Origin of the sequence: Microlunatus sp. Gsoil 973, assembly GCF_009707365.1 — a bacterium.
Taxonomy (GTDB): Bacteria; Actinomycetota; Actinomycetes; order Propionibacteriales; family Propionibacteriaceae; genus Microlunatus.
Map to the genome: position 1 here is coordinate 25022 of NZ_CP046122.1, position 25386 is coordinate 50407.

General features: G+C 68.9%; 25 protein-coding genes. 19 read left to right on the plus strand and 6 right to left on the minus strand.

Going from position 1 to position 25386, the window contains the following annotated elements:
- Positions 1-59: 59 nt before the first annotated feature.
- The 8 genes from iolC to GJV80_RS00160 are packed head-to-tail and all read left to right on the plus strand — an operon-like array spanning position 60 to position 8859.
- Positions 60-1004 carry a 5-dehydro-2-deoxygluconokinase gene (iolC, locus tag GJV80_RS00125; protein WP_154686181.1) on the plus strand — a complete coding sequence of 315 codons (945 nt, stop codon included), beginning with the start codon at positions 60-62 and terminating at the stop codon, positions 1002-1004.
- Positions 1001-1867, plus strand: coding sequence for a deoxyribose-phosphate aldolase (locus GJV80_RS00130; protein WP_154686182.1), 867 nt, complete (start codon positions 1001-1003; stop codon positions 1865-1867). The genes iolC and GJV80_RS00130 overlap by 4 nt, the downstream gene beginning before the upstream one ends.
- Positions 1867-2652, plus strand: a complete 786-nt coding sequence (gene iolB, locus GJV80_RS00135; protein ID WP_154686183.1) for a 5-deoxy-glucuronate isomerase — start codon at positions 1867-1869, stop codon at positions 2650-2652. The genes GJV80_RS00130 and iolB overlap by 1 nt, the downstream gene beginning before the upstream one ends.
- Positions 2652-4586: a 3D-(3,5/4)-trihydroxycyclohexane-1,2-dione acylhydrolase (decyclizing) gene (gene iolD / locus GJV80_RS00140; protein ID WP_230207973.1), complete on the plus strand. Its 1935-nt coding sequence runs from the start codon at positions 2652-2654 to the stop codon at positions 4584-4586. Before iolB ends, iolD begins: the two co-directional genes overlap by 1 nt.
- The gene (locus GJV80_RS00145; RefSeq protein WP_154686185.1) at positions 4583-5467 is read left to right on the plus strand and encodes a sugar phosphate isomerase/epimerase; all 885 of its coding nucleotides are present in this window, start codon (positions 4583-4585) and stop codon (positions 5465-5467) included. Before iolD ends, GJV80_RS00145 begins: the two co-directional genes overlap by 4 nt.
- Positions 5460-6479: a Gfo/Idh/MocA family protein gene (locus tag GJV80_RS00150; protein WP_154686186.1), complete on the plus strand. Its 1020-nt coding sequence runs from the start codon at positions 5460-5462 to the stop codon at positions 6477-6479. Before GJV80_RS00145 ends, GJV80_RS00150 begins: the two co-directional genes overlap by 8 nt.
- A gap of 21 nt (positions 6480-6500) precedes the next feature.
- A complete protein-coding gene (locus GJV80_RS00155) occupies positions 6501-8006 on the plus strand; it encodes a CoA-acylating methylmalonate-semialdehyde dehydrogenase (RefSeq protein WP_154686187.1) in 1506 nt (501 codons plus the stop codon).
- A gap of 19 nt (positions 8007-8025) precedes the next feature.
- Positions 8026-8859 carry an NAD(P)-dependent oxidoreductase gene (locus GJV80_RS00160; RefSeq protein ID WP_154686188.1) on the plus strand — a complete coding sequence of 278 codons (834 nt, stop codon included), beginning with the start codon at positions 8026-8028 and terminating at the stop codon, positions 8857-8859.
- Here the strand turns inward: GJV80_RS00160 and GJV80_RS00165 are convergent.
- Entirely contained in the window at positions 8856-9605 is a 750-nt protein-coding gene (locus GJV80_RS00165; protein ID WP_195909086.1) for a TIGR03089 family protein, read from the minus strand. The genes GJV80_RS00160 and GJV80_RS00165 overlap by 4 nt on opposite strands.
- Before the next feature lie 74 nt (positions 9606-9679).
- Here GJV80_RS00165 and GJV80_RS00170 point away from each other — a divergent pair, with 74 nt between their 5' ends.
- Complete coding sequence (locus GJV80_RS00170) at positions 9680-10759, plus strand: mannose-1-phosphate guanylyltransferase (RefSeq protein ID WP_154686190.1); 1080 nt, start codon at positions 9680-9682, stop codon at positions 10757-10759.
- On the opposite strand, the gene GJV80_RS00175 is transcribed toward GJV80_RS00170, so the two are convergent.
- Positions 10750-11643, minus strand: coding sequence for a coenzyme F420-0:L-glutamate ligase (locus GJV80_RS00175; RefSeq protein WP_154686191.1), 894 nt, complete (start codon positions 11641-11643; stop codon positions 10750-10752). The two genes, GJV80_RS00170 and GJV80_RS00175, sit on opposite strands and share 10 nt — an antisense overlap.
- 21 nt (positions 11644-11664) lie before the next feature.
- A complete protein-coding gene (gene cofD, locus GJV80_RS00180) occupies positions 11665-12642 on the minus strand; it encodes a 2-phospho-L-lactate transferase (protein WP_154686192.1) in 978 nt (325 codons plus the stop codon).
- A gap of 427 nt (positions 12643-13069) precedes the next feature.
- Between cofD and GJV80_RS00185 the strand changes: the two genes are divergently transcribed.
- The 3 genes from GJV80_RS00185 (at position 13070) to GJV80_RS00195 (ending at position 18528) form a co-directional block, all read left to right on the plus strand.
- Positions 13070-13351, plus strand: coding sequence for a WhiB family transcriptional regulator (locus GJV80_RS00185; protein ID WP_154686193.1), 282 nt, complete (start codon positions 13070-13072; stop codon positions 13349-13351).
- Between the two features lie 249 nt (positions 13352-13600).
- Positions 13601-17044 (plus strand): glycosyltransferase, encoded by a 3444-nt coding sequence (locus tag GJV80_RS00190; RefSeq protein WP_154686194.1) that lies wholly within the window; start codon positions 13601-13603, stop codon positions 17042-17044.
- Entirely contained in the window at positions 17041-18528 is a 1488-nt protein-coding gene (locus GJV80_RS00195; protein ID WP_154686195.1) for a DUF5719 family protein, read from the plus strand. Before GJV80_RS00190 ends, GJV80_RS00195 begins: the two co-directional genes overlap by 4 nt.
- 3 nt (positions 18529-18531) lie before the next feature.
- Here the strand turns inward: GJV80_RS00195 and GJV80_RS00200 are convergent, their stop codons facing one another.
- Positions 18532-19671, minus strand: a complete 1140-nt coding sequence (locus GJV80_RS00200; protein WP_154686196.1) for an FAD-dependent monooxygenase — start codon at positions 19669-19671, stop codon at positions 18532-18534.
- Positions 19672-19786: 115 nt separating this feature from the next.
- On the opposite strand from GJV80_RS00200, the gene GJV80_RS00205 reads away from it, so the two are divergent.
- Positions 19787-20356 (plus strand): TetR family transcriptional regulator, encoded by a 570-nt coding sequence (locus GJV80_RS00205; protein WP_154686197.1) that lies wholly within the window; start codon positions 19787-19789, stop codon positions 20354-20356.
- On the opposite strand, the gene GJV80_RS00210 is transcribed toward GJV80_RS00205, so the two are convergent.
- Positions 20322-20756 (minus strand): metallopeptidase family protein, encoded by a 435-nt coding sequence (locus tag GJV80_RS00210; protein ID WP_154686198.1) that lies wholly within the window; start codon positions 20754-20756, stop codon positions 20322-20324. The two genes, GJV80_RS00205 and GJV80_RS00210, sit on opposite strands and share 35 nt — an antisense overlap.
- Positions 20757-20822: 66 nt before the next feature.
- On the opposite strand from GJV80_RS00210, the gene GJV80_RS00215 reads away from it, so the two are divergent.
- The 6 genes from GJV80_RS00215 to GJV80_RS00240 all read left to right on the plus strand — a co-directional run bounded on the left by GJV80_RS00215 (position 20823) and on the right by GJV80_RS00240 (position 24929).
- Positions 20823-21194, plus strand: a complete 372-nt coding sequence (locus GJV80_RS00215) for a DUF3499 domain-containing protein (RefSeq protein WP_154686199.1) — start codon at positions 20823-20825, stop codon at positions 21192-21194.
- A gap of 72 nt (positions 21195-21266) precedes the next feature.
- Positions 21267-21473 carry a Trm112 family protein gene (locus GJV80_RS00220; RefSeq protein WP_154686200.1) on the plus strand — a complete coding sequence of 69 codons (207 nt, stop codon included), beginning with the start codon at positions 21267-21269 and terminating at the stop codon, positions 21471-21473.
- A 7-nt stretch (positions 21474-21480) separates the two neighbouring features.
- Positions 21481-22521, plus strand: a complete 1041-nt coding sequence (locus tag GJV80_RS00225; RefSeq protein ID WP_154686201.1) for an SIS domain-containing protein — start codon at positions 21481-21483, stop codon at positions 22519-22521.
- Positions 22518-23537 (plus strand): cation diffusion facilitator family transporter, encoded by a 1020-nt coding sequence (locus GJV80_RS00230; protein WP_154686202.1) that lies wholly within the window; start codon positions 22518-22520, stop codon positions 23535-23537. The genes GJV80_RS00225 and GJV80_RS00230 overlap by 4 nt, the downstream gene beginning before the upstream one ends.
- A 56-nt stretch (positions 23538-23593) precedes the next feature.
- The gene (gene aroQ, locus GJV80_RS00235) at positions 23594-24028 is read left to right on the plus strand and encodes a type II 3-dehydroquinate dehydratase (protein ID WP_154686203.1); all 435 of its coding nucleotides are present in this window, start codon (positions 23594-23596) and stop codon (positions 24026-24028) included.
- Positions 24029-24056: 28 nt separating this feature from the next.
- Entirely contained in the window at positions 24057-24929 is an 873-nt protein-coding gene (locus tag GJV80_RS00240) for a LysR family transcriptional regulator (protein WP_154686204.1), read from the plus strand.
- Positions 24930-24935: 6 nt separating this feature from the next.
- On the opposite strand, the gene GJV80_RS00245 is transcribed toward GJV80_RS00240, so the two are convergent.
- A complete protein-coding gene (locus tag GJV80_RS00245; RefSeq protein ID WP_154686205.1) occupies positions 24936-25334 on the minus strand; it encodes a VOC family protein in 399 nt (132 codons plus the stop codon).
- Positions 25335-25386: the final 52 nt, after the last annotated feature.

The window sequence follows — 25386 nt, forward strand, 5'->3', positions numbered from 1 at the left end:
GACTATTTGTCTGGACAAAGACTTGACCACGCCGCCCTGCGGCTGCTTGGCTTGGCCGCATGGCGGGCGTGCACCACGAGATCCTGACTTTCGGCCGGAGCGGGGTGGACATCTACCCCGAACAGATCGGAGTCGGTCTGGAGGACGTGACGTCCTTCGGCAAGTATCTGGGCGGCACCACCGCCAACGTAGCGGTCGCCGCCGCCCGGCTGGGGCGGGCAGCGGCGATCATCACCGGGGTCGGTGACGACCCGTTCGGCCGCTATGTCCGCCGACAGCTCACCGAACTCGGCGTCGACGATCGGCACGTCGTCGTCAACCGCGAGTACGCCACCCCGGTCACCTTCTGCGAGATCTTCCCGCCGGACAATTTCCCGCTGTACTTCTATCGCAAGCCGTCCGCCCCGGACCTGCAGGTACGCCCGTCCGACATCGACTTCGACGCGGTTCGCGGCGCCGACCTGATGTGGCTGTCGGTCACCGGGCTCAGTGAGAGCCCCAGCAGGGAGTCGCATTTCGCTGTCCTGGAGGCTCGGGCCAAGAAGCGCTTCACAGTGATCGACCTGGACTACCGACCGATGTTCTGGGACACGGCGGAGGCGGCGCGGGAACAGATCGCCAAGGTGCTGCCGCAGGTCACGGTCGCGGTGGGCAACCGCGAGGAGTGCGAGGTCGCAACCGGCGAATCGGACCCGGAGCGAGCGGCCGAGGCGCTGCTGGACGCCGGCGTCGAGATCGCCGTGGTCAAACAGGGACCGAAGGGAGTGCTCGGCAGGACAAGCAACGAGCGGGTGGTTTCGCCGCCGATCATGATCAATCCGCTGAACGGCCTGGGCGCCGGCGACGGCTTCGGGGGATCACTGGCCCACGGTCTCCTTGCCGGCTGGCCCTTGGAGAAGGTGCTGCACCGGGCCAACGCGGCGGGCGCCATCGTCGCATCGCGACTGGAGTGCTCGACCGCGATGCCGACCAGTGACGAGATCGACGAGTTGTTGCGGGCATGATCACCATCGACGAGCTGACCACCGTCCGGGTGGAGGATCCGGCACGCATCGGGCGGCTGCTGGCAGAGCGCACGGCGCCCCGCATGCCGGCCGACGGCCGGCTGATGATGATCGCCTGCGATCATCCAGCACGCGGTTCGTTGTCGGCCGCCGGACGCCCGATGGCGATGGCCGACCGGCGCGACCTGCTCGCCCGGCTGGTCATCGCGCTGTCCCGGCCGGGCGTCGACGGGCTGCTGGGCACCGCCGACATCATCGAGGACCTGCTGCTGCTCGGCGCCCTGGACGACAAGATCGTCTTCGGTTCGCTGAACCGCGGCGGACTGGCCGGGACCGGCTTCGAAGCCGATGACCGGATGACCGCCTACGACGTTGTGGGGACGACCGGCGCCGGACTGCAGGGCGCCAAGATGTTGCTGCGGATCGTGCTGGACGACCCGGCGACCGCCGACACGCTGCAGACCTGCGGTCGGGCTGTGACCGAACTCAACCGCGCCGGACGGATCGCATTGGTGGAGCCGTTCCTGGCGCGGCACGCCGGTGGACGGATCGTCAACGACCTGACACCTGAGGCGGTGATCACGTCGATCGCGATCGCCCAGGGCCTCGGTGCGTCGAGCGCGTACACCTGGCTGAAGATTCCGGTCACCGAGCGGATGGAGGAGGTCGCCGCGGCGACCACGCTGCCGACCCTGCTGCTCGGCGGGGATCCGGTCGGAGAACCCGAGGACACCTACGCCCAATGGGAATCGGCACTGAAGCTGCCACCGGTCCGCGGCCTGATGGTCGGCAGGAGCCTGCTCTATCCGTCCGACGACGATGTCGCGGTCGCGGTCGACACCGCGGCGGGGATGGTGCACTGATGCGCTACACGAGTCTCCGGATCGAGAACCTGCCGGCCGGTCGACACCAGGAGCTGCACACCGGCGACGAGGAAATCATCCTGCTGCCGCTGGCCGGGTCGGTAGCGGTGACCTGTGACGACCGCACACACCGGCTCGCGGGCAGGTCCTCGGTGTTCGAGGGGCCGAGCGACTTCTGCTATCTGCCGATCGGCCGGACGGTGACCGTGCGGTCCGAACAGGGCGTCCGCTTCGCGCTGTGCGGCGCGAAGACCGATCGCGAGCTGCCGTTTCGGTACGGCGCCGCCGAGGACGTGCCGATCGAGCTGCGTGGTGCCGGGCAGTCCAGCCGGTCGGTACGCAACTTCGGCACCGTGGGATCGTTCGAGACCGCGAAGTTGATCGCCTGCGAGGTGATCACCCCGGACGGCAACTGGTCGTCCTATCCGGCACACAAACATGATCGGGCCGGTGCCACGGAGTCGGAGCTGGAGGAGCTCTACTACTTCGAGATCGCATCTGGGCCGGACGGTCAGGCCGGCTTCGGCTACATGCAGACCACCGCCTCGGACGACCGGCCGATCAACCTGTTGGAGGAGGTTCGGCACGGCTCGATCGTCGAGGTGCCGTACGGCTGGCACGGCCCCTGTGTCGCAGCACCGGGATTCGACATGTACTACCTGAACGCCATGGCCGGGCCGGGCGACGAGCGGGCCTGGTTGATCACCGACCACCCGGGCCACGCGTTCGTCCGGGCATCCTGGGAGGGACAGCGGATCGATCCGCGACTGGAGAGGAGACGATGATGTCGGAACGGGCCGAATCCGAAAGTTCGGAAACGATCAAGCTGACGGTGGCCCAGGCGACCATCAGGTTCCTGGCCAACCAGTGGACCGAGCGGGACGGTGCACAGCAGCGGCTCTTCGCCGGCACCCTGGGCATCTTCGGCCACGGCAACGTCGCCGGGCTCGGCCAGGCACTGCTCCAGGCGGAGACCGACGAACCCGGCAGCATGCCGTACATCCTGTCCCGCAACGAACAGGGCGCAGTGCACACCGCCGTGGCGTTCGCCCGGGCCAAGAACCGGACCCAGACCTATGCCGTCACGACCAGCATCGGGCCCGGCGCAACGAACATGATCACCGGTGCCGCGCTGGCGACGATCAACCGGATCCCGGTGCTTCTGCTGCCGGCCGACGGGTTCGCTGCCCGGCATGCCTCACCGTTGCTGCAGGAACTCGAACGTCCCGACGCGGGCGACATCTCGGTCAACGACGCCTTCCGACCGGTGTCCCGCTACTTCGACCGCGTCTCCCGGCCGGAACAACTGCCCGCCGCCCTGCTCGGCGCGATGCGGGTGCTCACCGATGTCGCGGAGACCGGCGCCGTCACCGTCTGCTTCCCGCAGGACGTCCAGGCCGAGGCGTACGACTGGCCGCGTGCCCTCTTCACCAAGCGGGTCTGGCATCTGGGTCGCCCTCAGCCCGAGCCGGGGCTGCTGAACCGGGCGGCATCCATGATCAGCGCAGCCCGGCGGCCGGTGATCATCGCCGGCGGCGGCGTGCACTACAGCCAGGCGGAGGAGACGCTCCGATCCTTCGTCGAACAGACCGGCATCCCGGTCGGACTCAGTCAGGCAGGCAAGGGTGCGCTGCTCGATGATCATGCCCAGTGCCTCGGCGCGGTCGGCTCCACTGGCACAACCGCCGCCAACGCCATCGCCCGCGATGCCGACCTGGTGATCGGCATCGGCACCCGCTACTCCGACTTCACCACCGCAAGCAGGTCGGCCTTCCAGGACCCGGGTGTGCGCTTCATCAACATCAACGTCGCCGGCCTGGATTCGATCAAGGAAGCCGGCCTGCCGTTGCTCGCCGACGCCCGGGACACCCTGACCGCGCTGGCCGGGCTGGTCGGCGACTACCACGTCACGCAGGAGTACGCCGCAACGATCGGCCGACTGAAGACCGAATGGGACCGGATCGTCGACGACGCCTACCATCCCGCCACACCGACCGCCGGCCTGCTCAGCCAGAACGAGGTGATCGGAATGGTCAACGAGCACTCCGATCCTCGCGACGTGCTGGTCTGCGCTGCCGGATCGATGCCTGGCGACCTGCACAAGATGTGGCGCACCCGGGACAAGGGCGGCTACCACGTCGAGTACGGCTACTCCTGCATGGGCTACGAGATCGCCGGCGGGCTCGGCGTCCGATTGGCCGACCCCACTCGGGACGTCTTCGTGATGGTCGGCGACGGGTCCTACCTGATGTTGGCCAGCGAACTGGTCACCGCGATCCAGGAGGGTGTCAAGATCATCGCCGTGCTGGTGCAGAACCACGGCTTCGCCTCGATCGGTTCACTCAGCGAGTCACTGGGATCGCAGCGTTTCGGCACCCGCTACCGGCGCCGTACCGGATCCGGGCGACTGGACGGTGACTTCCTGCCGGTCGACCTTGCCGCCAACGCGGCCAGCCTGGGGGCTGAGGTGATCAGGACGAACACCGCCGCGGAGTTCGTCACCGCGATCGAGGTGGCCAAGACCGCCGACCACAGCATCGTCATCCACGCCGAGACCGACCCCTTCATCGACGCACCCGATTCCCAGTCCTGGTGGGACGTACCGGTGAGCCAGGTCTCGACCCTGGACAGCACGCAGCAGGCCTACCAGGCCTACCAGGATCACAAGAAGGCACAGCGGATCTACCTGGATCCGCACGAGGCGAAGGATGTGAATTGATCACCATCGGGTCCGCCCCCGACTCCTGGGGCGTCTGGTTCGCCGACGACCCCGAGCAGACCGACCCCGGCCGTTTCCTGGACGAGGTGGCCGAGGCCGGTTACACCTGGATCGAACTCGGGCCGGTCGGCTACCTGCCCACCGACGCCGCCGAACTGCGGGAGCAACTCGACGCCCACGGACTCAAGGTATCGGCGGGCACGGTCTTCGAGCACCTGCACCGCCCCGACTCGTGGGACGACGTCTGGCAGCAGGTGTCGACCGTCGGCGCCCTCACCCAGGCGGTCGGCGGCGAGCACATCGTGGTGATCCCCGATGTCTGGCGTGATCACAAGACGGGTGAGCCGAAGGAACCGCGGGAGCTGACCGCCGACCAGTGGACCCGGCTGACCGACGGGATGAACCAACTGGGCAAGCGGATCGGCGAGGAGTACGGCCTGAAGGTCCAGTTCCACAGCCATGCCGACAGCCACGTCGGCTATCAGGCCGACATCGAACGCTTCCTGGCGGCGACCGATCCGGCCTACGTGAATCTCTGCCTGGACACCGGACATGTCAGTTACTACCGGGGCGACAACCTCGACCTGATCAACCGCTATCCGGAGCGGATCGGCTACCTGCACCTGAAACAGGTCGACCCGGCGATCCGCGACACGGTGCTGGCCGAGGACCTGTCCTTCCCGGAAGCGGTGCGCCGCGGCGTGATGACCGAACCGCCGGCGGGCGAACCCGATCTTGCCCCGATCCTGGCCACGGTGGCCGCCTGGGACGGGCCGCTCTTCGGCATCGTCGAGCAGGACATGTACCCGTGTCCTCCGGACGTCCCGCTGCCGACCGCGCGGCGCACCCTCACCTACCTGAAGAGCTGCATCGATGAGTGATCTCCGCGTTGCCGTGCTCGGCGTCGGGATGATGGGCGGCTTCCACGTGGAAGCGCTCAGCCAACGGGTCCGCGGCGCCACGGTGACCGTGATCAACGACTTCGACCGGGCCAGGGCGACCGCCATCGCCGCATCGGTCGGTGCGCGGGTGGAGGATGATCCGTTCGCCGCGATCGGGGCTCCCGACGTCGACGCCGTGGTGATCGCGAGTCCCGGACCGGCCCACGAGAAGCAGGTGCTGGCCTGCCTCGACCGGGGCATTCCCGTGCTCTGTGAGAAGCCGTTGACCACCGATCCTGACACCGCGCTCGAAGTCGTCCGCGCAGAGCACAGGGCGGGCAGACGTCTTGTCCAGTTGGGATTCATGCGCCGCTTCGACCCGGAATACGCCGCAGCCAAGGAGCTGATCGACTCCGGCGACATCGGCCGGGTGCTGTTGCTGCACTGCACCCACCGCAACATGGCCAACGGGCCACACTTCGACTCGGCGATGATGATCACCGACTCCGTGGTCCACGAGGTCGACGTTGCACGCTTCCTGCTCGGCGAAGAGATCACCTCGGTCCAGGTGATCAAGCCAACGCCGACCAGCGCCGCACCGGACGGGGTCTTCGACCCGATGATGGTGATCTTCCGGACCGAGAGCGGAGTGATCGTCACTGTCGAGATCTTCGTCCGGGCCCAGATCGGCTACGAGGTACGCACCGAGGTGGTCGGCGAACGGGGCAGCACGATGTTCGGCCTTGATCAACACGGGGTGACCAAGATCGTCTCCGGCGACGGTGGACGCTGGGGTGGTGCCGTGCCACCGGGTTTCGTCGAGCGGTTCGCCACCGCGTACCACCACGAACTGCAGCGCTGGGTCGACGCCGCCCGCGACGGCGGCATCGACGGACCCGGCGCATGGGACGGCTACGCGGCGGTCGCAGTCTGCGCCGCCGGTGTGCAAGCGGTGCGGACCGGCGAGGTCGTGCCGGTGACACTGGGTTCATCAGAGCTCAGTCGAGGATGAACACAAGGTAGGGAGCTGATCATGGCTGGGACGACCAAACAGACGATCAATCATTGGGCGGCTGGTGCCGAGTTCGCGGGCACCTCCGGGAGGTTCGGCGATGTCACCGATCCGGCGACCGGCGCCGTGACCGCGCAGGTAACCTACGCCTCGGTCGAGGACGCCGATCAGATCGTCGGCGCTGCCGCGAAAGCCTTCCCCGGCTGGCGCGACACCTCGCTGACCAAACGGGTGCAGGTCCTCTTCCGTTTCCGGGAACTGCTCAACGAGCGGCGGGACGAGGTCGCCGCGATCATCACCGCCGAGCACGGCAAGGTGCTGTCCGACGCTGCCGGCGAGGTGAACCGCGGCCAGGAGGTGGTCGAGTTCGCCTGCGGCATCCCGCATCTGCTCAAGGGCGGTTTCACCGAGAACGCGTCCACCGGCGTCGATGTGCACTCGGTACGCCAACCGCTCGGCGTGGTCGGCATCATCTCACCGTTCAACTTCCCGATCATGGTGCCGCTGTGGTTCACCCCGATCGCGATCGCTGCCGGCAACGCCGTCGTGTTGAAGCCCAGCGAGAAGGATCCGGGCGCCGCGTTGTGGATGGCCAAGCTGTGGCAGGAGGCAGGGCTGCCCGACGGCATCTTCAACGTACTGAACGGCGACAAGGTCGCTGTCGACGCCCTGCTCGGCCATGATCAGGTGAAGTCGATCTCCTTCGTCGGATCCACCCCGATCGCCAAGTACGTCTACGAGACCGCCACCGCGAAAGGCAAGCGCGTGCAGGCTCTCGGCGGGGCGAAGAACCACATGCTGGTGCTGCCCGACGCCGATCTCGATCTTGCGGCCGACCAGGCGGTGAACGCCGGCTACGGATCGGCGGGGGAGCGCTGCATGGCGATCTCCGCCGTGGTGGCGGTCGGTGGCATCGGTGATGAGCTGGTCGACAAGATCAAGGAGCGGACCGAGAAGCTGCGCACCGGTGACGGGCGTCGCGGTGCCGACATGGGGCCCCTGGTCACCCAGCAGGCCAGGGAACGGGTCACCGGCTACATCGACGCCGGACAGCAGGCCGGAGCGACGCTGGTGGTCGACGGTCGGGACGTCACCCCGGACGCGGACGGATCCGGCTTCTTCGTCGGGCCGACGCTCTTCGACCATGTCTCGCCGGACATGGCGATCTACACCGACGAGATCTTCGGGCCGGTGCTTTCGATCGTCCGCGTGGAGTCCTATCAGGATGCCGTCGAGTTGATCAACAAGAACCCGTACGGCAACGGAACGGCGATCTTCACCAACGACGGCGGGGCTGCGCGACGCTTCCAGAACGAGATCGAGGTCGGCATGATCGGCATCAACGTGCCGATCCCGGTGCCGATGGCGTACTACTCCTTCGGCGGTTGGAAGTCCTCGCTGTTCGGTGACACCCACGCCCACGGCGTCGAGGGCGTGCACTTCTTTACCCGCGGGAAAGTGATCACCTCGCGGTGGCTCGACCCGTCGCACGGTGGGATCAACCTGGGCTTCCCGCAGAACGCCTGAGAAGGGGAGCCGCCGACCCATGCGTATCTTCCTTGCCGGCGGCACCGGCGTGCTCGGGTCACGCCTGATCCCCGGACTGGTCGCGGCGGGGCATGACGTCGCCGCGACCACCAGGCGGCCCGAACGCCGGCCGATGCTGGGCGAACTCGGCGCCGCCCCGGTCGTTGTCGACGTCTACGACGCCGATCGGCTCCGGGACGCGGTGACGTCATCGGCGCCGGAGCTGATCCTGCACGAGTTGACCGATCTCAGCGACATGGACACCGATGCCAACGCGCGGCTGCGCCGCGAGGGCACAGCAAATCTGGTCGCCGCCGCCGAGGCGGCCGGCGTGCAACGCATCATCGTGCAGAGCATCGCCTGGGTGTTCCCCGACGGCACCGGCCCGGCGACCGAGGACGAGCAGATCATCCACGGCTCGGCGGTGGAGGTGATGGAACAGACCGCTCGGCGGCTGCCGCACGCAACCATCCTGCGTTACGGCATGTTGTACGGGCCGCGCACCTGGTACGCGCCTGGCGGGCGGATGGCCGACCGGGTTGTCGCCGGCCGGCTGCCGGCAACGCCGGAGATCACCAACTTCGTGCACATCGACGACGCGGTTGCGGCCACGGTGTCGGCGCTCGACTGGCCGGACGGCACGTATCACATCGTCGACGACGAACCGGCGGCCGGCACGGAGTGGTTGCCGGCGTTCGCCGCCGCCATCGGAGCTCCGCAGCCGCAGCAGGCGCCGGTCGCCGAAGGGGCGCGGCGCGGCCGTCCGGTCTCCAACGCCAAGGCCCGCGCTGCCGGCTGGCGGCCGGTGCACCCCACATGGCGAGACGGCTTCGGGTCGCTGACCGGAAACTAATCGTCCCTGGCCGACCCTGAGCCGTGCTCAGCGGCGGCGTTCTCAGCGGCGTTCTCGGCGGCGGCGATCACGGCCAGCCGATCCGCCGACGCGCCGAGGACGATCACAGCCGAACCGCCGGTCAGCACAGGCCGGATCAGTGCCCGCCGGATGATCGTCAACGGCGTGTCATCGGGAAGCGGAGTGATCAACTCCCGGGCCGGTCCGCCCGCCACGCCACTGACCACGTCGGCGTGGCTGAGATCCTTGTTGCCGTCGCGCCAGGCGGGATCGTCCGGCGCCGGGTGCGGCCCGCTGAAGCTGTCCGGGTGGGCGCGCACCTCGACTCCGTAGTCGATCACCCCGGCCGGCAGCGGAGTGCTGAAGCCGAGCCCGAGCGGATGCAGCGAACAGGCGACCGTCTCCGCGTTGCCCGGCCGCGGGTCGTCCGGACCGATCACCTCGACTGCCGCATCGTCCGCGGCGCCCAGCGTCACCGAGCAGCGGGCGCGCCAGGCAGCGGCGACCCAGATCAGCGTCACCCAGTGCGCCGGGTGGCTGACGGCGATCGGCAGCCGGACCAGGTCCCCCGGCTCGACCATGATCTCGTCGGTCAACAACCCGGCGGTCTTGTCCACCCAGTTGCCGAGTGATGTCCCGGAGAGTTCGATCCGCTCACCGCGGGTCTCGTCGTAGTAGGTGATCAGCGGCGTGGCGCCCGATCGGGCGTTCCGGCGTCGCAACGCAGCGGTGAAGACTTCGGTCACCCAAGCGATGGTGTCAGACGCGGACTTGCCCCTGTACCGGGTCCCTGCCCGGTGGTCCATCTAGTCTGGCTGGCATGCGTTATGTGGTCATCGTCGCGGGCGGTTCCGGCACGCGGTTGTGGCCCCTGTCCCGGCAGGGCACTCCCAAGCAGCTGTTGACCCTGGTCGACGGCAAGACGCTGCTGCGGATCGCCTATGAGCGGGTCAGGGGTGTGGTGCCCGACGAGCGGGTGCTGGTCTGCACCGGCGCCGAGTTCGGCGACGCCGTGCACGCCGAGCTGCCGGAGATCCCGCGGGAGAACATCCTCGGCGAACCCGTCGGTCGCGACACGTTGAACGCGGTCGCCTATCCGGCCGCGGTGCTGGCCCGTCGCGACCCGGACGCGGTCATGGCTTCGGTCACCTCCGACCAGATCATGAACCCGGTGACCACCCTGCGCGCGGCGTTGCAGACCGCCTTCCGGGTCGCCGAGTCGCATGCCGATTCCTTGATCACCTTCGGCGTTGTGCCGACCTCGCCGCACACCGGCTTCGGCTACCTGGAGCGCGGACCGGAGATCGCCGGGCACACCGACGTGTCGATGGTCGCCAGCTTCACCGAGAAGCCCGACCGGCGGACCGCCGAGCGCTACCTGGCGTCCGGGCAGTACTGGTGGAACTCCGGGATGTTCGTCTGGCGGGTCGCCACGTTCCTTGATCAGCTCAAGCGACTGCGGCCCGACGCCCACGACATTCTCCGGACCATCGCCGCCCACCCCGACCGCAGCGCGGAGCTCTATCCACAGCTGCCCAAGATCAGCGTCGACTACGCGGTGATGGAACCGGTGTCCCGCGGCCATGGCACCGCACAGGTGCTGGCCGTACGGCTGCCGATCACCTGGCACGACGTCGGCGGATTCGAAGCCCTGAGCACACAGCTGCCCAAGGACCCCGACGGCAACGCAACGACGGGATCCAGCGTCCTGGTCGACAGCTCGGACAACATCGTGATCAACGCGTGTGAGGACGGTCGGGTGGTCGCCGTCGTCGGCCTGTCCGGCACGGTCATCGTGCAGACCCCGCAGGTCACCCTGGTCTGTCCGATGAGTCAGGCCGAACGGATCAAGGAGCTGGTCGCCGAGGTCACCGAACGGATGGGTACGTCCTACGCCTGACCCGCGGCGGGCCACAGCGGCTGGGCGGCGGTGATCAACTTCCGGATCATGATCAACTCCGGCTCGGTGAGCTGCAGACCGTCGGTGATCACTGCGTAGAGTTCGTCCCGGTCCCAGAGCCGGACGACGGTCTCGTAGCGGTCGCCGCGTCCCAGCGCCGACAGCAGGGCGCCGATGATCGCCTCCCGGGTGCCGCGGTGGAAAAGGTCTTCCTCACCGGTGCGCAGCAGATCGTGCGCCGTCGGGCCCGGGTCGACCACCTGGTCCCCGAGACCGCGGACGATCGCCACCGGCGTTCCACCCAGCTTGGTCTTGGCCAGGTCGGCGGCCGCGGCGAGCTCGTCGGCGACCGCGATCGCGGTCACCTGGAGTTCATTGCCGTACGCGTCCCGACGTCCGGCGTAGCGATCGAGCACCAGCACCCCCGCCGACCCGATCGCGTGATCGGTCTGGCCGATCCGCCACGCCCGCCCGGCCGTGTCGGAGAGGATCACCCCGATTCCTACACCGGAACGCGCGGCAAGACCCGCGCGCAGCCGCTCGGCACTGGCGTCGGGGTCGGCCGGCAGCAGCAGGATCCTGCCCTGGTCGACGTTGGAGTTGTCCACGCCCGCACCGGCCTGGGTCAGCCCGTGATGGGTCTCGACGATGCCCATCGACTGCCGACGCGCCACTGTCCGTACGGTCTCGGAATCGATGACCGCCTGCCGGTCGGCGGCATCGGCGAACCGGCCCTCGGCCTTGCTGACGATCTTGGAGGTGACGACCACGACATCACCGTCCTGCAGCCCGCCCTGCCGGTCGGCCGCCTCGCCGATCACCGTGACCAGATCGGTGTCCGGCTCGATCTCGCCGATCCCGACGAGCGTGAATATCTCGATCATGACGTGATCACTCGCGCGGGATCACTCGGTGGCGAGCTTGACGCCGTACTGGATGAAGCGGCCGGTCGCCGACGGATCGCGCATGATCAGGTCGGTGCTGACCGCGGTCAACCCCGAAGCGTCGAGCCGGGGGAGGAGCCCGGCGTCGGTGTCGTCGACGACCCAGGCGTCCAGCACGCCGCCGTTGCCTCGGGCGCCGTAGTGCAGACCGACCGAGGCGGCGTCGACACCGACCCCGATCGCCGGCAGCAGGCGGTGAGCCATCCCGAGCACCGGTGCACCGCCGATGATGCCGGCGAATCCGATCACCGGTGCGCGGGCGCCGGTGATCGCCGCCCGGATGCCGGGTACGGCGAGCACCGGGCCGATCGACACCACAGGATTGCTGGGGGCGATCAGGATCAGGTCGGCACCGGTGATCGCATCTGTGACCCCGGGTGCCGGACGGGAGTGGTCGATGCCCACCTGCAGCACCTGACGTGCCTCAGGTCCGGCATGCAGTTTCACCCAGTACTCCTGGAAATGCACCGCCCGGAGTCCTGAGGGTGCCGCCGGGTCGTCGATGACGACGTGGGTCTCCACCCGGTCGTCGGACATCGGCAGCAGTTGCAGTTGGTCGGAGTCGGTCAGCCAGCGGGTGCACAGCGCCTGGGTGACGGCGGAGAGCGGGTAGCCGGCGTCGAGCATCTGGGTGCGTACCAGGTGGGTCGCCAGGTCGAGATCGCCCAGGCCGAACCAGGTCGGTTCGACTCCGTAGGCGGCCAGTTCACCGGAGACACGCCAGGTCTCCTCGGCCCTGCCCCAGCCGCGTTCGGGATCGATCGCGCCGCCCAGGGAGTACATCATGGTGTCCAGGTCGGGCGAGATGTGGAGCCCGTGCAGGAGGATGTCGTCGGCCGTGTTGACGATCACCGTGATGCGGGCAGCGGGATAGGCGTGGCGGACGCCTCGAACGAAACGGGAACCACCGACACCACCGGCCAGGACCGCGATCTGCACGCCCACAGTGTGACACCCAGGTTTGAGCTGCCCAGAAATGGGTATCAGAGTCGGCCGTTTCGGTTACTGAAGCGCGTAATCCCGGAAAGATCACAGACTGATGAATTCGGGAACCGGTATTCGAATTCCTCGGGGAATTTCCGACCCCCAGGACGACCCGGCGACCGGTCTCACCTCCGGCGGGCGGAAGGCCTAGCCGGAGCGGAACTCCAGCTGCCTCCCGGGGTTCCGCTCCGCGCGCTCCGGTGGGGTCGATCGACCGGTTGGTACGCGAACCTTTTCTGTGATATCGGCGCAGCTCCTAGCACGCTCGCACTTGACTTATCGGTATTGACAGGCATGTAATTTCACTTATGTTGTTCGTCTCGCATCGCACCGCGAGTGGTACGGGGCGGTCAGCAGGGTGATCGAGGGTCGAGGAGGCAGCATGTTGGAGGACTACGGGCTGGATCCGGCCGTCCTGGATCCAGGTGTCGGCGAGGACGACGGCGCCCTCGCCTGGCAGGAGCGGGCCTTGTGCGCACAGACCGATCCGGAGGCGTTCTTCCCGGAGAAGGGTGGCTCCACGCGGGAGGCGAAGAAGGTGTGCCTCTCCTGTGACGTACGGTCCGAATGCCTGGACTACGCGCTCGCCAATGACGAGCGGTTCGGAATCTGGGGCGGGCTCAGCGAGCGGGAGCGCCGCAAACTGAAGCGCCGGGCTGTGTAGCCCGCGCCATACACCGGGTCCGCGGCGCCCTCGGCCGCGGATCGGAAGCCCCCACGCCCCCGAGCACCCCTCGACAGCCTCCCGCTCACCAGCGACCCGCACGCAACAACCTGGCACCAGCCACCTCCGCGCCGGCCACCTCCGACCAGGAAATGGCCATGCGTTTGGTCCTCGCATACAGTAGTGGCCGCCCGTGTAACGGAATGGACACGGACACTTCACAGCGGCGAGGGATTCTGCAGGCAGGCGATGGACGAGAGTGTGGCACCAGGAGTGCACCCCGAACCGTCCGCCGAGGCGTTCGACCCCGATGACCCGTGGGCCTGGGCCTCGGTACAGGACGAACCCGAGATCGTCGACATCTCCCACTGCCGGGTGACCGCCGTCCTCGTCACCCAGAACGCCGCACGCTGGCTGCCCGAGACACTGACCGCGCTCGCCGGGCTGACCCGCCGCCCGGACCGGGTGATCGCGATCGACAACGAGAGCACCGACGAGACCCTCGAGCTGCTGGACGACGCCATCCAGCGTCGCGAGATCGACGAGGTCTATCTGGGCAGACACGGCTACGGCTACGGCGACGCGATCCGGTCGGCGCTGTCGCAGGACATCGCAGTTCACCCCGAGGCCGCCGCGCCGCCCGGTCCCGATGAGTGGTTGTGGCTACTGCACGACGATGCCGCTCCGGCACCCGAGGCCCTGGCGCAACTGCTCGGTCACGTCGTCACCGACCCGAGCATCGACATCACCGGCCCGAAGCTGTTGCGCCCGCGCCGGCGCCACCGGCCCTATCAGATCGCCGAGATCGGCGAGTCGATCTCCACCTCCGGTCGCCGGCATCTCGGATTGGACTCGGGAGAGATCGACCAGGGTCAGCGGGACCAGCCCGCCCGCCGGCTGGCCGTGTCCAGCTGCGCCATGCTCGTCCGTCGATCCGTCTGGGACGAACTCGGCGGTTTCGACCCGGCGATCCCCGGCTTCCGGGACGGCCTGGAATTCGGCTGGCGCGCCCAGCTCGCCGGTCACAAGGTTTTGACCACGCCGGCCGCTGCGGTGGTCCACCGCCAGGTCGGTCGTGCCGGGCTGAGACCGAGCGGTTTCGGTGGCACGCGACCGGAGAAGACCGACCGCGAGTTCGGCATGGCGCTGATCGCGGCGCACGCCCCGGCCGGCCGAGGGCCGTTCGTCTGGCTCCGTTTGCTGCTCGGCTCGCTGGTCCGTGCCGTCGCTTTCCTGATCGGAAAGGTCCCCGGCCAGTCGGGCGACGAGCTGGCTGCCGCCTGGTCCTTCATCCGCCACCCGCGGCGGATCCATCGGATGCGCACGCGGATCAGGTCCGGCCGGATCACGCCCCGCGGCCAGTCGATCGTGGCCAGGCTCCGGCCCGCACGGTTCTCCGGAATCAGGGCGGGGATCGACGTGATCACCGCCGCGATCGGGAACCGGTATGTCGAGATCGCCGGCACCGAGCCCGAGGCGGCCAGCCTGGACGAGCTGACCAGCGACGAACTGTCCAGCACGCCCGACGAGAAGAAGAACAACCCCTGGTTCTCGCCGATCATGATCACCCTGGTGCTCAGTGTCGTCGCCTGCCTGGTCGCCGCCCGGCGGGTGATCGGCCTCGGCTCGCTGGCCGGCCCGCAACTCCTGCCGATCAACACCGACCTGGGACGTCTCTGGCACAACTTCCTCGATGCCGTCCCCGGCTCACCGCACACCACCACGGCACCCTGGACGGGTCTGATCGCCGCCGCGGCGACGATCTTCGCCGGCCAGCCGGAATGGCTGGTCACCGTGCTCCTGGTGGGTACCGTCCCGCTCGGCCTGCTGAGCGTCTATCCGCTGCTGCGCCGGACCATCGAGGACCGACGGATCCGGCTCTGGGTCGCCATCAGCTATGCGTTGCTCCCGGTGCTGCTCGGCGGCAGCAACCAGGGACGCCTTGTCCTCACCGTCGCAGCGATCATGCTGCCCGTGCTGGCCATCGCCGGCCGCGCCCTGGTGTTGCGGCGGGTCGGTCACCCCGAAGCGTGGCGCGGAGGCTGGGGTGCCGGCCTGGCGCTCACGGTGCTCGGCGCCTTCGCCCCGTCGCTGATCGTCGTCGCGCTGCTCCTGGCGGTGATCGCGGCGTTCACCGTCGCCCGCCAGCCGCGCAAGATCGGCCGGCTGGCGATCGCGGTCGGTACGCCGCTGGTCATCCTCAGCCCGTGGTGGCCGACCATCCTCTCCTCCTGGGGCCGGCTGCTCACCGGGCCGGACCCCGAACTGGAGGGTACGGCCGTCCCGGGTTCCGGACTGCTCTTCCTGATCGGTCGGGACGGCGGCGCCGGACTGCCGCCGCTGTGGATCGGACTGATCGTCTTCGGCTCGTTCTGGGCGATCGCCGTGGCCGGGCTGCTGCGCGGCTACCGGCGACGCTCGGTGCTCGCCGGGTGGTTGGTCGGCCTGGTCTCGCTGGCCGTGGCCGTCGGCCTGTCCCGGCTGCTGGTCGACGTTCCGCCGGCCCACGTCGAGACCAGGCCGTACGTCGGCATCTTCCTCCTCATCGCCTTCGGCGCACTCGTCCTGGCCGGCGGGATCGGGGTCGACGGCTACTCCCAGGAGCTGGGCGGACGGAGCTTCTCGGTCGTCCAGCCGCTCAGTGTGCTGGCCGGTGTGCTGGCCGCTCTCATCTCGCTGATGGGCGCCGGCTGGTGGCTGCTGGACGGCATGTCCGGTCCGGTGCACCGCACCCAGTTGACTGCCATCCCGCCCTACATCGTCGATGCCCAGACCGGGCCGAACCAGGTCCGCACCCTGGCCATCGACCTGCGCGGCGGCCGGGCGGCCTATTCGGTCGTGGCCGGTGACCAGACCCGGTTGGGCGATCCGGAACGCGGCTACTCCCTCGGCGGTTCGGTGGTTGCACGGGAGCAGGTGTCCAGTGTGGTCAGCCGGCTGGTGTCCGGCTCGGGTGACACCGATCTCGCTCCCGACCTGGCCGACCTCGGGATCAACTACGTCTGGGTCAGCGGCGCCGACGACGACGCCCGGTCCCGGATCACCAACACCCCGGGCCTTTCCCCGGCGAGTGGCAGCGCGACCGGGGTGGTCTGGCAGCTGACCCAGCCGACCTCCCGGGTCCGGCTGGTGTCGGGCCAGCAGATCGTCCGGCTGGCCGACGATCCCGACGGCGTACGGATTCCGGCGAGCAGCCTGCAGCGGATCCTGCGGTTGGGCGTACCGGCCGATCCGCGGTGGCGGGCCACCCTCGACGGCCGCCCGCTGATGCCGCTGAACGACGGAAACTGGCAGCAGAGCTTCACGGTTCCGGCCTCGGGTGGCCTTCTCCGATATCACCTGGCCAGTCCGATCCCGTGGCTGCCGATCGGTCAGGGTGCGGCGTTGCTGATCACCATGGTGCTGGCCGCACCGGGCGTGCGCCGGCCCGAGGTGCGCGATCCCGTTCAGGTCGCCCGCCGGGTGGCCACAGTCGGACCGGGCGGCGGGTCACGGATCGATCTGGGCGGCCCGATCACCGATTTCACCGAGCTGACGACCACCGGCGGCTTCCTGACGGTCTCCGACGGGGTGACGACGTCGACCGGCGGTTCGGACGGAGAGGGACTCTTGGGTACGACGACGCTGGACGCCCTGCGCAGCGGCGAGCAGCCGATGGAAGCGACCGCGATCCGCAGCAGGGGTGACCGATGAGCGTACGGTCAGCGATCCGCAGGGCCACCGGTCCGGCGGAGGTGGTGGTGGCCGCTGCGGCGGCTGCAGCCATCGGCGCGGCCGGCTTCCTGGTGCCGGCACAGCAGGCGGACCCGGCTGCCTCCGTCGCACCGCTGCGCGGCCGGACCAGCACCGTGTGCACGACCGGCACCCTGGCCGGCGGCGCCGGGGCCAGCAGGTCGGACAGTGCGGAATCCCAGGTGTACGGCGCAACCACCCGGGCCGAAGCCGGTGCGACCGGCACGCTCACCGGCCGCTATCTCGGCGCCGGCGATTCCGGCACGCCGGTGCTCTCGATCACCAACCAGGGTCAGGGCAAGATCATCAACTCCCCGGACAGCTCGGTGGTCCTGGTTGCCGACGGCGTACTGGCCGGTGCCTCGGCCGGCATGGTCTACGGCGACACTGACACGGGCGAGGATCGTGGACTGTCGCTCGGACCCTGTACGGCGCCGGCCGTCGAGCAGTGGTTCACCGGGCTGGGTGCGACCGACACGCTGCGCAGCCAGTTGGTGCTGACCAATCCCGATGACCGGCAGGCCTCGGTCGATCTGGAGTTCTTCGGGCCGAAGGGTCCGCTGTCGGTGCCCGGCGGATCCGGGCTGATCATCCCGGCGGGCACCAGCCGGACACTGTCGCTGGAGGACCTGCTCGGCAAGGTCGACGGCGACATCACGGTCCGGGTGAAGGCAGGCGTCGGCCGGATCGCGGCGATCGCGCGTGACCTGCGGGCCGACGCCAAGGACACACCCTCGGGTGTCGACTGGCATCCGGCCTCGGCCGCCCCGGCGATCACCCAGGTCGTTCCCGCCGTTCCCGGTGGGGCGGGCACCCGCAGACTGGTGATCTTCAATCCCGGGCAGCGGCGGGCCGATGCCAGGATCGAGATTCTCGGCCCGGACGGACCGTTCGCGCCGGCGGACGCGGCGAAGGTGTCGATCAACCCGAACTCCACCGCGTCGGTCGATGTTGCGACCGGTCTGGCCAGGACGATCGGTACCGTCCGGGTGATCAGCGACCAGCCCGTTGTGTCGGCCGTCCAGTCCGAGCGACCGGCCGACAAGGGTGCCAGCGACATCGCGATCAACACAGCACAGCAACCGATCAACGGGATCGCGCTGGCTCCGGCGGCCGTCGTCGACGGGTCGGAAACCGAGTTCGCCATCAGCAACGGCGGCAGCAGGATCAGCGAGGCCGACGTCACGCTGTACAACAACGAAGGCGTTAGCCTCTATCACGAGCGGATCCCGGTGCCGGCCGGCGGTTCGATCCAGCGGCGGATCAGCCAGGCCGGTCCGGCCTTCCTCGTTGTGCGCGCCCAGGACGGCTCATCGCTGTACGGCGGCATCACCCTTCGCCAGGCGCCCCACGGCGTCTCCGGGCTGGCGGCCGCGGCCTTCGTCACACCGGGGCTGGCCGGCCGCGCACGTACCCCGGTCGACGATCCGCGGGTCGCGCAGTAGCGGTCAGCGGTAGTTCAGTCCGGACAGCTGTCGGGCAAACCGGTGACGGACCGGCGGGAGGTTGCCGGCGATCGCCAGGCCGGCGTTGCGGATCCGACGGCGACCGGCGTCGATGGTGGCCAGTCGGGTGAGCCGGTCGGCCAGCCCGACGACCTGCTCGGCCACCGGCCGCCGCTGCTCCTGGTAGCTGTCCAGCCGGGACTCCTGCGCGCCGGACAGCACCGCGCCGAGTTCCTCCGCGAGCAGGATCGCGTCGGTGATACCGGCATTCATGCCCTGCCCGCCCGCAGGACTGTGCACGTGCGCCGCGTCACCGGCCAGCAGGACGCGCCCCGACCGGTAGCGCTCGGCGATCCGATGCTGGACATGGAAGCGGGAGCCCCAGCTGACCTCCTCGACCCGGACCGAATGCCGTTCCGGGCCGCGCCTGTCCATCAGTTGCTGAACGAAGGCGACGTCGGGGTGCCGTGGTGCGCGGTCGACCGTCGCGACGATCCGGAACATGCCGTCCGGCAATGGAGCCACCACCATCATTCCGGCCGGTGAGAAGTACAAGATCACTTCGCCTGGTGGGATCCCGTCGGACAGCCGGACGTCGGCCAGCGCGAACGACTCGGGATAACTGCCGCCGGCGAAGCCGATTCCGGCCTGCTCCCGGACGGTGCTGTGCATGCCGTCCGCCCCGACCAGGTACTGCGCCTCCACCCGGCTGCCGTCGTCGAGTACGGCGCTGACCGAGTCCTCGTGCTGCTCGAGCCGATCCAGCCGGCGCGGTCGTAGCACCGCGCCGCCCAACTCGGTCAGTCGATCAAGTAACACCTGCTCGGTGGTCGACTGGGGGACCATCAGGACGTACGGGTAGGCGGTGGGCAGCCGGTCGAACTCGATGCCGAACAGCAGCCGGTCGCGGTCTCGCAAGGTGAACGTGTTGATCTTGAGTCCGAGCTCGACCAGTCGGTCGGCGACACCGAGGGTCTTGAGTCTCTCCAGCGTGTAGGCGTGCACGACCGCCGCGCGGGATGTCGGCTCGTGCGACTCGCGATCGTCGATCACGGTCACCATACGGCCCTGTTGCAGCAGGCCGATGGCGCTGCTCAGCCCGGTCGGCCCGGCGCCGACGATCACTGCTTCCGAGGTAGGCATTGGAGACCTCCATTCTGCCAACAACTGTTGGCCAACGCTTGTTGACTACGAGATTAGAGCGGTGTTCTGGTGAAGTCAACAGTTGTTGGCCAACAAGCGTTGGTATAGTTCCGGCATGCGACGATCAGCGGCCGACACGAAGTCGGCGATCCTGGCCGCGGCCCGCGAACGTTTCGGCCGGGACGGTTACGAGCGGACGACCATCCGGGCGGTCGCCGCCGACGCCGGGATCGATCCGTCGATGGTCATGCGGTACTTCGGCTCCAAGGCCGAACTCTTCACGTCCGTCTCGGCCTTCGACCTCCGGTTACCCGACACCAGTACCGTCCCGCACAGCCGGGTCGGCCGCACACTGGTCGAGCACTTCATCGACCGCTGGGAGTCCGACGACTCGTTCCTGGTGCTGTTGCGGACCGCCGTCACGAATGAGGACGCCGCCGGGCGGATGCGCGAGATCTTCGCCGACCAGTTGGTGCCGGTGGCCCGCCAGCAGGGGTTCGAGGACGCGGAAGCGCGGGTCCGGGTCGGGCTGGTCGCGGGACAGATGCTGGGCATCGCCCTGTGCCGCTATGTGCTGCGTCTCCCGCCGCTGGTCGAGATGTCCGTCACGGAGCTGGTCGAGCACGTCGCGCCGGTGTTGCAGCGATACCTCAGTCCTCGTCGGCGTCCGGATCGATCTCGCTGACGCTGAGTCCGGTCAGCGCGGCGAGCTGTTCGACCAGCGTGCGGTGCACCAGGATCTGCAGACCATGTCGGGTCGCTGCCCGATGTTCCAGCGGCCGCCGATAGAGAACGACCCGCCCGACCGCCGAGGGAGTGGGCGCGACAGCGGCGGCGAGGGGCACCCGCTCACCCGACCAGGGGGTCTGCAGGAACGGCACCTCCTCGATGCCGAACGCGATCCCGACCAGCGCCTCCGGGCAATGCCGCTGCACCCGGTCGATGGAGGACTGCAACGCCTCCTCGAAGAAGCCGGCCCGGTTCGGCGGGCCGACCGGTTCCAGCGCGGTCCCGGTCAGAGGATTCCTGGTGGCCAGCGGGCCGCGCAGGCCCCGCCCGTGCCGATCACGCCGCCGGGTGGACATGGTCGGTGAGTCTAGTGCTGGGTGTCACTGCCGGTTTGCGGGCACCTCCGGCGGTAGCGTCGGAGGGTGACGTCGAGAAGTTGCTCCCGGAGCGGGTGTGATGAGCGGGCGGTCGCGACGTTGACCTACGTCTATCACGAGTCGACCGCAGTGATCGGCCCGCTGGCGACCCGGGCCGAGCCGCACGGCTACGACCTGTGCCGCCGGCATTCGATGAACCTGTCGGCGCCCAAGGGCTGGGAGGTCATCCGGCTCGCGGAGGACTTCACCGATCCGGAACCGACCGACGATGATCTGCTGGCACTGGCCGATGCGGTCCGCGAGGTCGGTCTCAATTACGGCGTCGAAGAGGAACGTCAGCAGCAGTCCACCCGCTCGTCGATGGTCGAGGTGGCCCGTCGCGGGCACTTGACCGTGCTGGCCGACCCCGACGCCTGATCGACCCCCAGCGGCTGATCGCACACTAAGCTCCGTCGTGGTGCGTGGAGTCCTGGCACCGAAGGAGGAACCATGGCGGTCGAGTTGGCACCGGAACTACTGGAGATACTGGCCTGTCCCAACTGTCACGGCGGGCTCGCGGTCGACCATGATCGCGACGAGTTGGTCTGCACCTCACCGGACTGCGGGCTGGCCTATCCGGTCCGGGACGGCATTCCGGTGCTGTTGGTCGACGAGGCGCGCTCGCCGCAGCGGCCGGGCGAACGACCCGAAGAATAGGCCGGCGATGCCGTTCTTCGACGACTCGTTGCTCGACGACCGGGACGCCCTGGCCGCGGCCGATCCGATGCTGCGGCGCCTGGCCCAGGCCGGCGCCCGGATCCGCACCGAGGCCGAGCAGGCGACCGACGCGTTGGCCGCGGTCACCGAACTGCCCCGGCCGCGTGCCGTGATCGCTGCCGGCTCGGAGGCGCGTCTGGTGCGCGCACTGCTTGAGCCGACCTGCCCGGTGCCGTTCCTGGCCTGGCCGCGGCACGGGCTGCCCGGCTGGGTCGGTGCCCTGGATCTGGTGGTGGTGCTGGCCACCGACGGCGCCGATGCCGACCTGATCGCCACCGCCCGGGAGGCGACCCGGCGGGGGAGCCAGTTGATCATCGCCTGCCCCCAGCCCTCGGTGATCGCCGAGTACGTCTCCGGGCGGGACACGATCATGCTGCCCACTCGGACCGGTGACGTGCTGGCCGCGGCCGTGGTGATGCTGGCGGCTCTGCACCGGATGCAACTCGGACCGGAGGTCGACCCGGAGTCGGTCGCCGATGCGTTCGATCGGGTCGCCGAGGACTGCTCGCCGTTCCTCGACGTCTCGGAGAATCCGGCCAAGGATCTGGCCCTCGGGTTGGCCGAAGCCCAGCCGCTGGTGTGGGGCGGGTCGGTGTTGGCCGGCCGGGCCAGTCGCCGGGTCGCCGAGGCCCTCCGGGCGGCCACCGGACGTGCCGCTCTGGCCGCGGACGCCGACGAACTGCTTGCGGTGCTCGAGGCGGTGGACCCACGGGACCTGTTCGACGACCCGTTCGAGGATCCGCAGCCCGACGAGCGCCGGCCGGCCTTGGTGATCTTGGACGACGGCACCGGAGATCAGTTGACCATGGCAGCCCAGAACAAACTGCGCGGAGCCGCCGAACGGGCAGACATCCGGGTCTGTCCGATCTATCACACCAGCGGTGGTGATCTTGATCGTTACGCCGGCATGCTGCAGACCGGTCTGTACGGAGCCGTCTATCTTGCGGTCGGATTGCGCCGTACCGTCTGGCAGGATGATCGGTCGTGACCGACTCGACGAGTACGACCGAAACCGCCGGCCACAGCGCCACCGAGCACAACAGCAACAAGGCGATCATCGCCGCGCTCGCCGCCAACACCTTCATCGCACTGCTCAAGTTCGGTGGCTGGGCACTCACCGGAGTCTCCTCGATGCTGGCCGAGGCGATCCACTCGGTGGCCGACACCGGTAACCAGTTCCTGTTGTTGATCGGCGGCCGCCGGGCTCGGCGCGCGGCCACCGCGGAACACCCGTTCGGCTACGGGCGGGAGCGCTACGTCTTCGCCTTCATGGTGGCGATCGTGATGTTCAGCATCGGCGGTGTCTTCGCCCTCTACGAGGCCTGGCACAAGCTCCAGGAGGTGCTGTCCGGGGAGCACCACGACATGGGCCGCTGGTGGTGGGTGCCGATCCTCATCCTGATCGGCGCCATCTGTGCCGAGGGTCTGTCCTTCCGGACCGCGGTCCGGGAGTCCAGCAAGGCCCGCGGCCGGCAGGATCTGCTCCGCTACATCCGGGCCGCCAAGGCGCCGGAGCTGCCGGTGGTGCTGCTGGAGGACTTCGCGGCGCTGATCGGCCTGGTCTTCGCTCTGTTCGGCGTCGTGCTGACCAAGGTTACCGGACACGGGATCTTCGACGTGATCGGCACCGCACTGATCGGCCTGTTGCTGGTCGCGGTCGCCGTGACCCTGGCCGCGGAGACCAAGAGTCTGCTGCTGGGTGAGGCGGCTTCCCCCGCGGCGGTCGCCGCGGTCGCCGCCGCGCTGACCGGTACCGACGGAGTAGAGCGGGTGATCCACATGAAGACGCTGCACCTCGGTCCTGAGGAGATCATGGTCGCCGCCAAGATCGCGGTACGTCCAACCGAGTCCGCGGCCGAGGTCGCCGCCCTGATCAACCGGGCCGAAGTCGCGATCCGCGCCGCGGAGCCGATGGTCACCTCGCTGTACCTGGAGCCCGACATCTATTCCGAGAGCCACCGGCCGGCACCCCGACCCGAGCGCCCCGGCGCACCGTCTCACTGACCTCCCGGGGTACAGCACCACGCCATCAGCCGGGCCGACGGACTAGGGTCTGGCCCATGAGCGCGACCAAGGTGCTGGTGCTGAACGGGCCGAATCTCGGCCGGCTCGGCAAGCGTGAGCCCAAGACGTACGGCAGCACGACCTACGCAGATCTGGTCGACAGACTGGTGAAGACCGGCGCGGACCTCGGGCTGGACGTCCAGGTGCGGCAGACGGACGCCGAGGCCGAGATGATCAGCTGGCTGCACGAGGCCGCCGATGGCCGGCTTCCGGTGGTGCTCAACCCGGCGGCGTGGAGCCACTACTCGATCGCGATCGCCGACGCGGTCGCCCAGCGCACCGCCGACCTCATCGAGGTGCACATCTCCAACATCCACACCCGCGAGGAGTTCCGGCACCACTCGGTGATCTCGGCCTACGCGACAGGGGTCATCGCCGGTCTGGGGATCGAAGGCTATGAGCTGGCCCTGCGCCGGATCGCCGGCTCGTAGCCACCGGGCAGGTCCGTAGACTGTCGCCGTGGAACTCAGGCAGCTGGAGCATTTCATCGCGGTCGCTTCCGAGCAGCACTTCACCCGCGCTGCCGAGGCGATGCAGATCTCCCAGTCGGGACTCTCGGCGTCGGTCCGGGCGCTGGAGCATGAGCTCGGTACGCCGCTGTTCACCCGCAGCACACGGCGGGTTGTGCTCACCCAGGCCGGACGGGCGCTGCTCGAGGAGGCTCGCCGGACGGTGGCCAGCGCTGCCGCCGCCCGGAGCGCGGTCCAGGCCGTCCGCGGTGTGCTGGGCGGGACGTTGAGTGTCGGCACCGAGCAGTGTCTCGGTGTCGTCGACCTGGGCAGTGAACTGGCCCGATTCCGTACCGAACATCCCGGTGTGGAGATCCGGCTCGGGTTCGACGGCTCGGCCGACCTCGTCGAGCGGGTGGCCAGCGGGCAGATGGATCTGGCGATGGTCGCCGAGTTCGGCTCGCTGCCGCCGGGGGTGCGCACCGAGCGGCTGTCCACCGAATCGTTCGTGATCCTCTGCAACCCCGAGCACCGCTTCGCCGACCTCAAGTCGGTGACCCTGGACGAGATCGCCGAAGAACCGCAGGTCGGTTTCCTGCCCGGCTGGGCGGCGCGGTCGATCGCCGAACGCGCCTTCACCGCGGCCGGGCTGCATACCCGGGTCACCATGGAGGTCAACGACGTCCACACCCTGCTCGACCTTGTCGGGCACGGACTCGGCGTCGCCGTCGTGCCCGAACACTTCGAACAGAAGCGCCCCGAGTCACTGTGCGCGGTGCCCGTCAAGGAACAGGACCTGGACTGGAACGTCGCCATCGCGATTCCCGAACAACCGGGACCGGCAGGTCAGGCGCTGCTGAAGCAGATCCTGGGCTCGGTATAGAGCGGGTCAGGTGTCCCGGGACGACAGCACGCAGAACTCGTTGCCGTCGATGTCGGCGAGCACGGTCCAGCTGACGTCGTCTGGCTGGCCCACCTCCGCCCGGGTCGCGCCCAGGCTGATCAGCCGCTCGATCTCGGCGTCGCGATCGACACTGGTGTGCGGCGCGAAGTCCATGTGTAGACGGTTCTTGGTCGACTTCTCGTGGTCGACTCTGACGAAGCACAGGCCCGGCGGCACCTGATCGAAGGACAGCGTCGACGTCAGCTCCACCGCCCAGGGCGGCACCGCGACCACCTCCTCGTCGGTGTCATAGATGACCTCCCAGCCGAGTGCCTCGGCCCACCAGTGCCCGAGTCGGGACGGGTCGGTCGACTCGACGACGTTCGAATACCAACGCAGCGTCATGACCGGCACCGTACGCCGCCGCCCCGACAGCCGGTGGCCGGCGGGGAGTCCC

What these genes read in the sequence shown, in the direction of transcription:
- GJV80_RS00155 (WP_154686187.1), top strand. Translation starts at nt 6,501, where the DNA reads ATGGCTGGGACGACCAAACAGACGATCAATCATTGGGCGGCTGGTGCC.
- GJV80_RS00200 (WP_154686196.1), bottom strand. Translation starts at nt 19,671, where the DNA reads ATGCCTACCTCGGAAGCAGTGATCGTCGGCGCCGGGCCGACCGGGCTG.
- GJV80_RS00170 (WP_154686190.1), top strand. Translation starts at nt 9,680, where the DNA reads ATGCGTTATGTGGTCATCGTCGCGGGCGGTTCCGGCACGCGGTTGTGG.
- GJV80_RS00195 (WP_154686195.1), top strand. Translation starts at nt 17,041, where the DNA reads ATGAGCGTACGGTCAGCGATCCGCAGGGCCACCGGTCCGGCGGAGGTG.
- GJV80_RS00220 (WP_154686200.1), top strand. Translation starts at nt 21,267, where the DNA reads ATGGCGGTCGAGTTGGCACCGGAACTACTGGAGATACTGGCCTGTCCC.
- GJV80_RS00225 (WP_154686201.1), top strand. Translation starts at nt 21,481, where the DNA reads ATGCCGTTCTTCGACGACTCGTTGCTCGACGACCGGGACGCCCTGGCC.
- aroQ (WP_154686203.1), top strand. Translation starts at nt 23,594, where the DNA reads ATGAGCGCGACCAAGGTGCTGGTGCTGAACGGGCCGAATCTCGGCCGG.
- GJV80_RS00190 (WP_154686194.1), top strand. Translation starts at nt 13,601, where the DNA reads ATGGACGAGAGTGTGGCACCAGGAGTGCACCCCGAACCGTCCGCCGAG.
- iolD (WP_230207973.1), top strand. Translation starts at nt 2,652, where the DNA reads ATGTCGGAACGGGCCGAATCCGAAAGTTCGGAAACGATCAAGCTGACG.
- GJV80_RS00160 (WP_154686188.1), top strand. Translation starts at nt 8,026, where the DNA reads ATGCGTATCTTCCTTGCCGGCGGCACCGGCGTGCTCGGGTCACGCCTG.
- GJV80_RS00185 (WP_154686193.1), top strand. Translation starts at nt 13,070, where the DNA reads ATGTTGGAGGACTACGGGCTGGATCCGGCCGTCCTGGATCCAGGTGTC.
- GJV80_RS00205 (WP_154686197.1), top strand. Translation starts at nt 19,787, where the DNA reads ATGCGACGATCAGCGGCCGACACGAAGTCGGCGATCCTGGCCGCGGCC.
- GJV80_RS00245 (WP_154686205.1), bottom strand. Translation starts at nt 25,334, where the DNA reads ATGACGCTGCGTTGGTATTCGAACGTCGTCGAGTCGACCGACCCGTCC.
- iolC (WP_154686181.1), top strand. Translation starts at nt 60, where the DNA reads ATGGCGGGCGTGCACCACGAGATCCTGACTTTCGGCCGGAGCGGGGTG.
- iolB (WP_154686183.1), top strand. Translation starts at nt 1,867, where the DNA reads ATGCGCTACACGAGTCTCCGGATCGAGAACCTGCCGGCCGGTCGACAC.
- GJV80_RS00175 (WP_154686191.1), bottom strand. Translation starts at nt 11,643, where the DNA reads ATGATCGAGATATTCACGCTCGTCGGGATCGGCGAGATCGAGCCGGAC.
- GJV80_RS00210 (WP_154686198.1), bottom strand. Translation starts at nt 20,756, where the DNA reads ATGTCCACCCGGCGGCGTGATCGGCACGGGCGGGGCCTGCGCGGCCCG.
- GJV80_RS00150 (WP_154686186.1), top strand. Translation starts at nt 5,460, where the DNA reads ATGAGTGATCTCCGCGTTGCCGTGCTCGGCGTCGGGATGATGGGCGGC.
- GJV80_RS00130 (WP_154686182.1), top strand. Translation starts at nt 1,001, where the DNA reads ATGATCACCATCGACGAGCTGACCACCGTCCGGGTGGAGGATCCGGCA.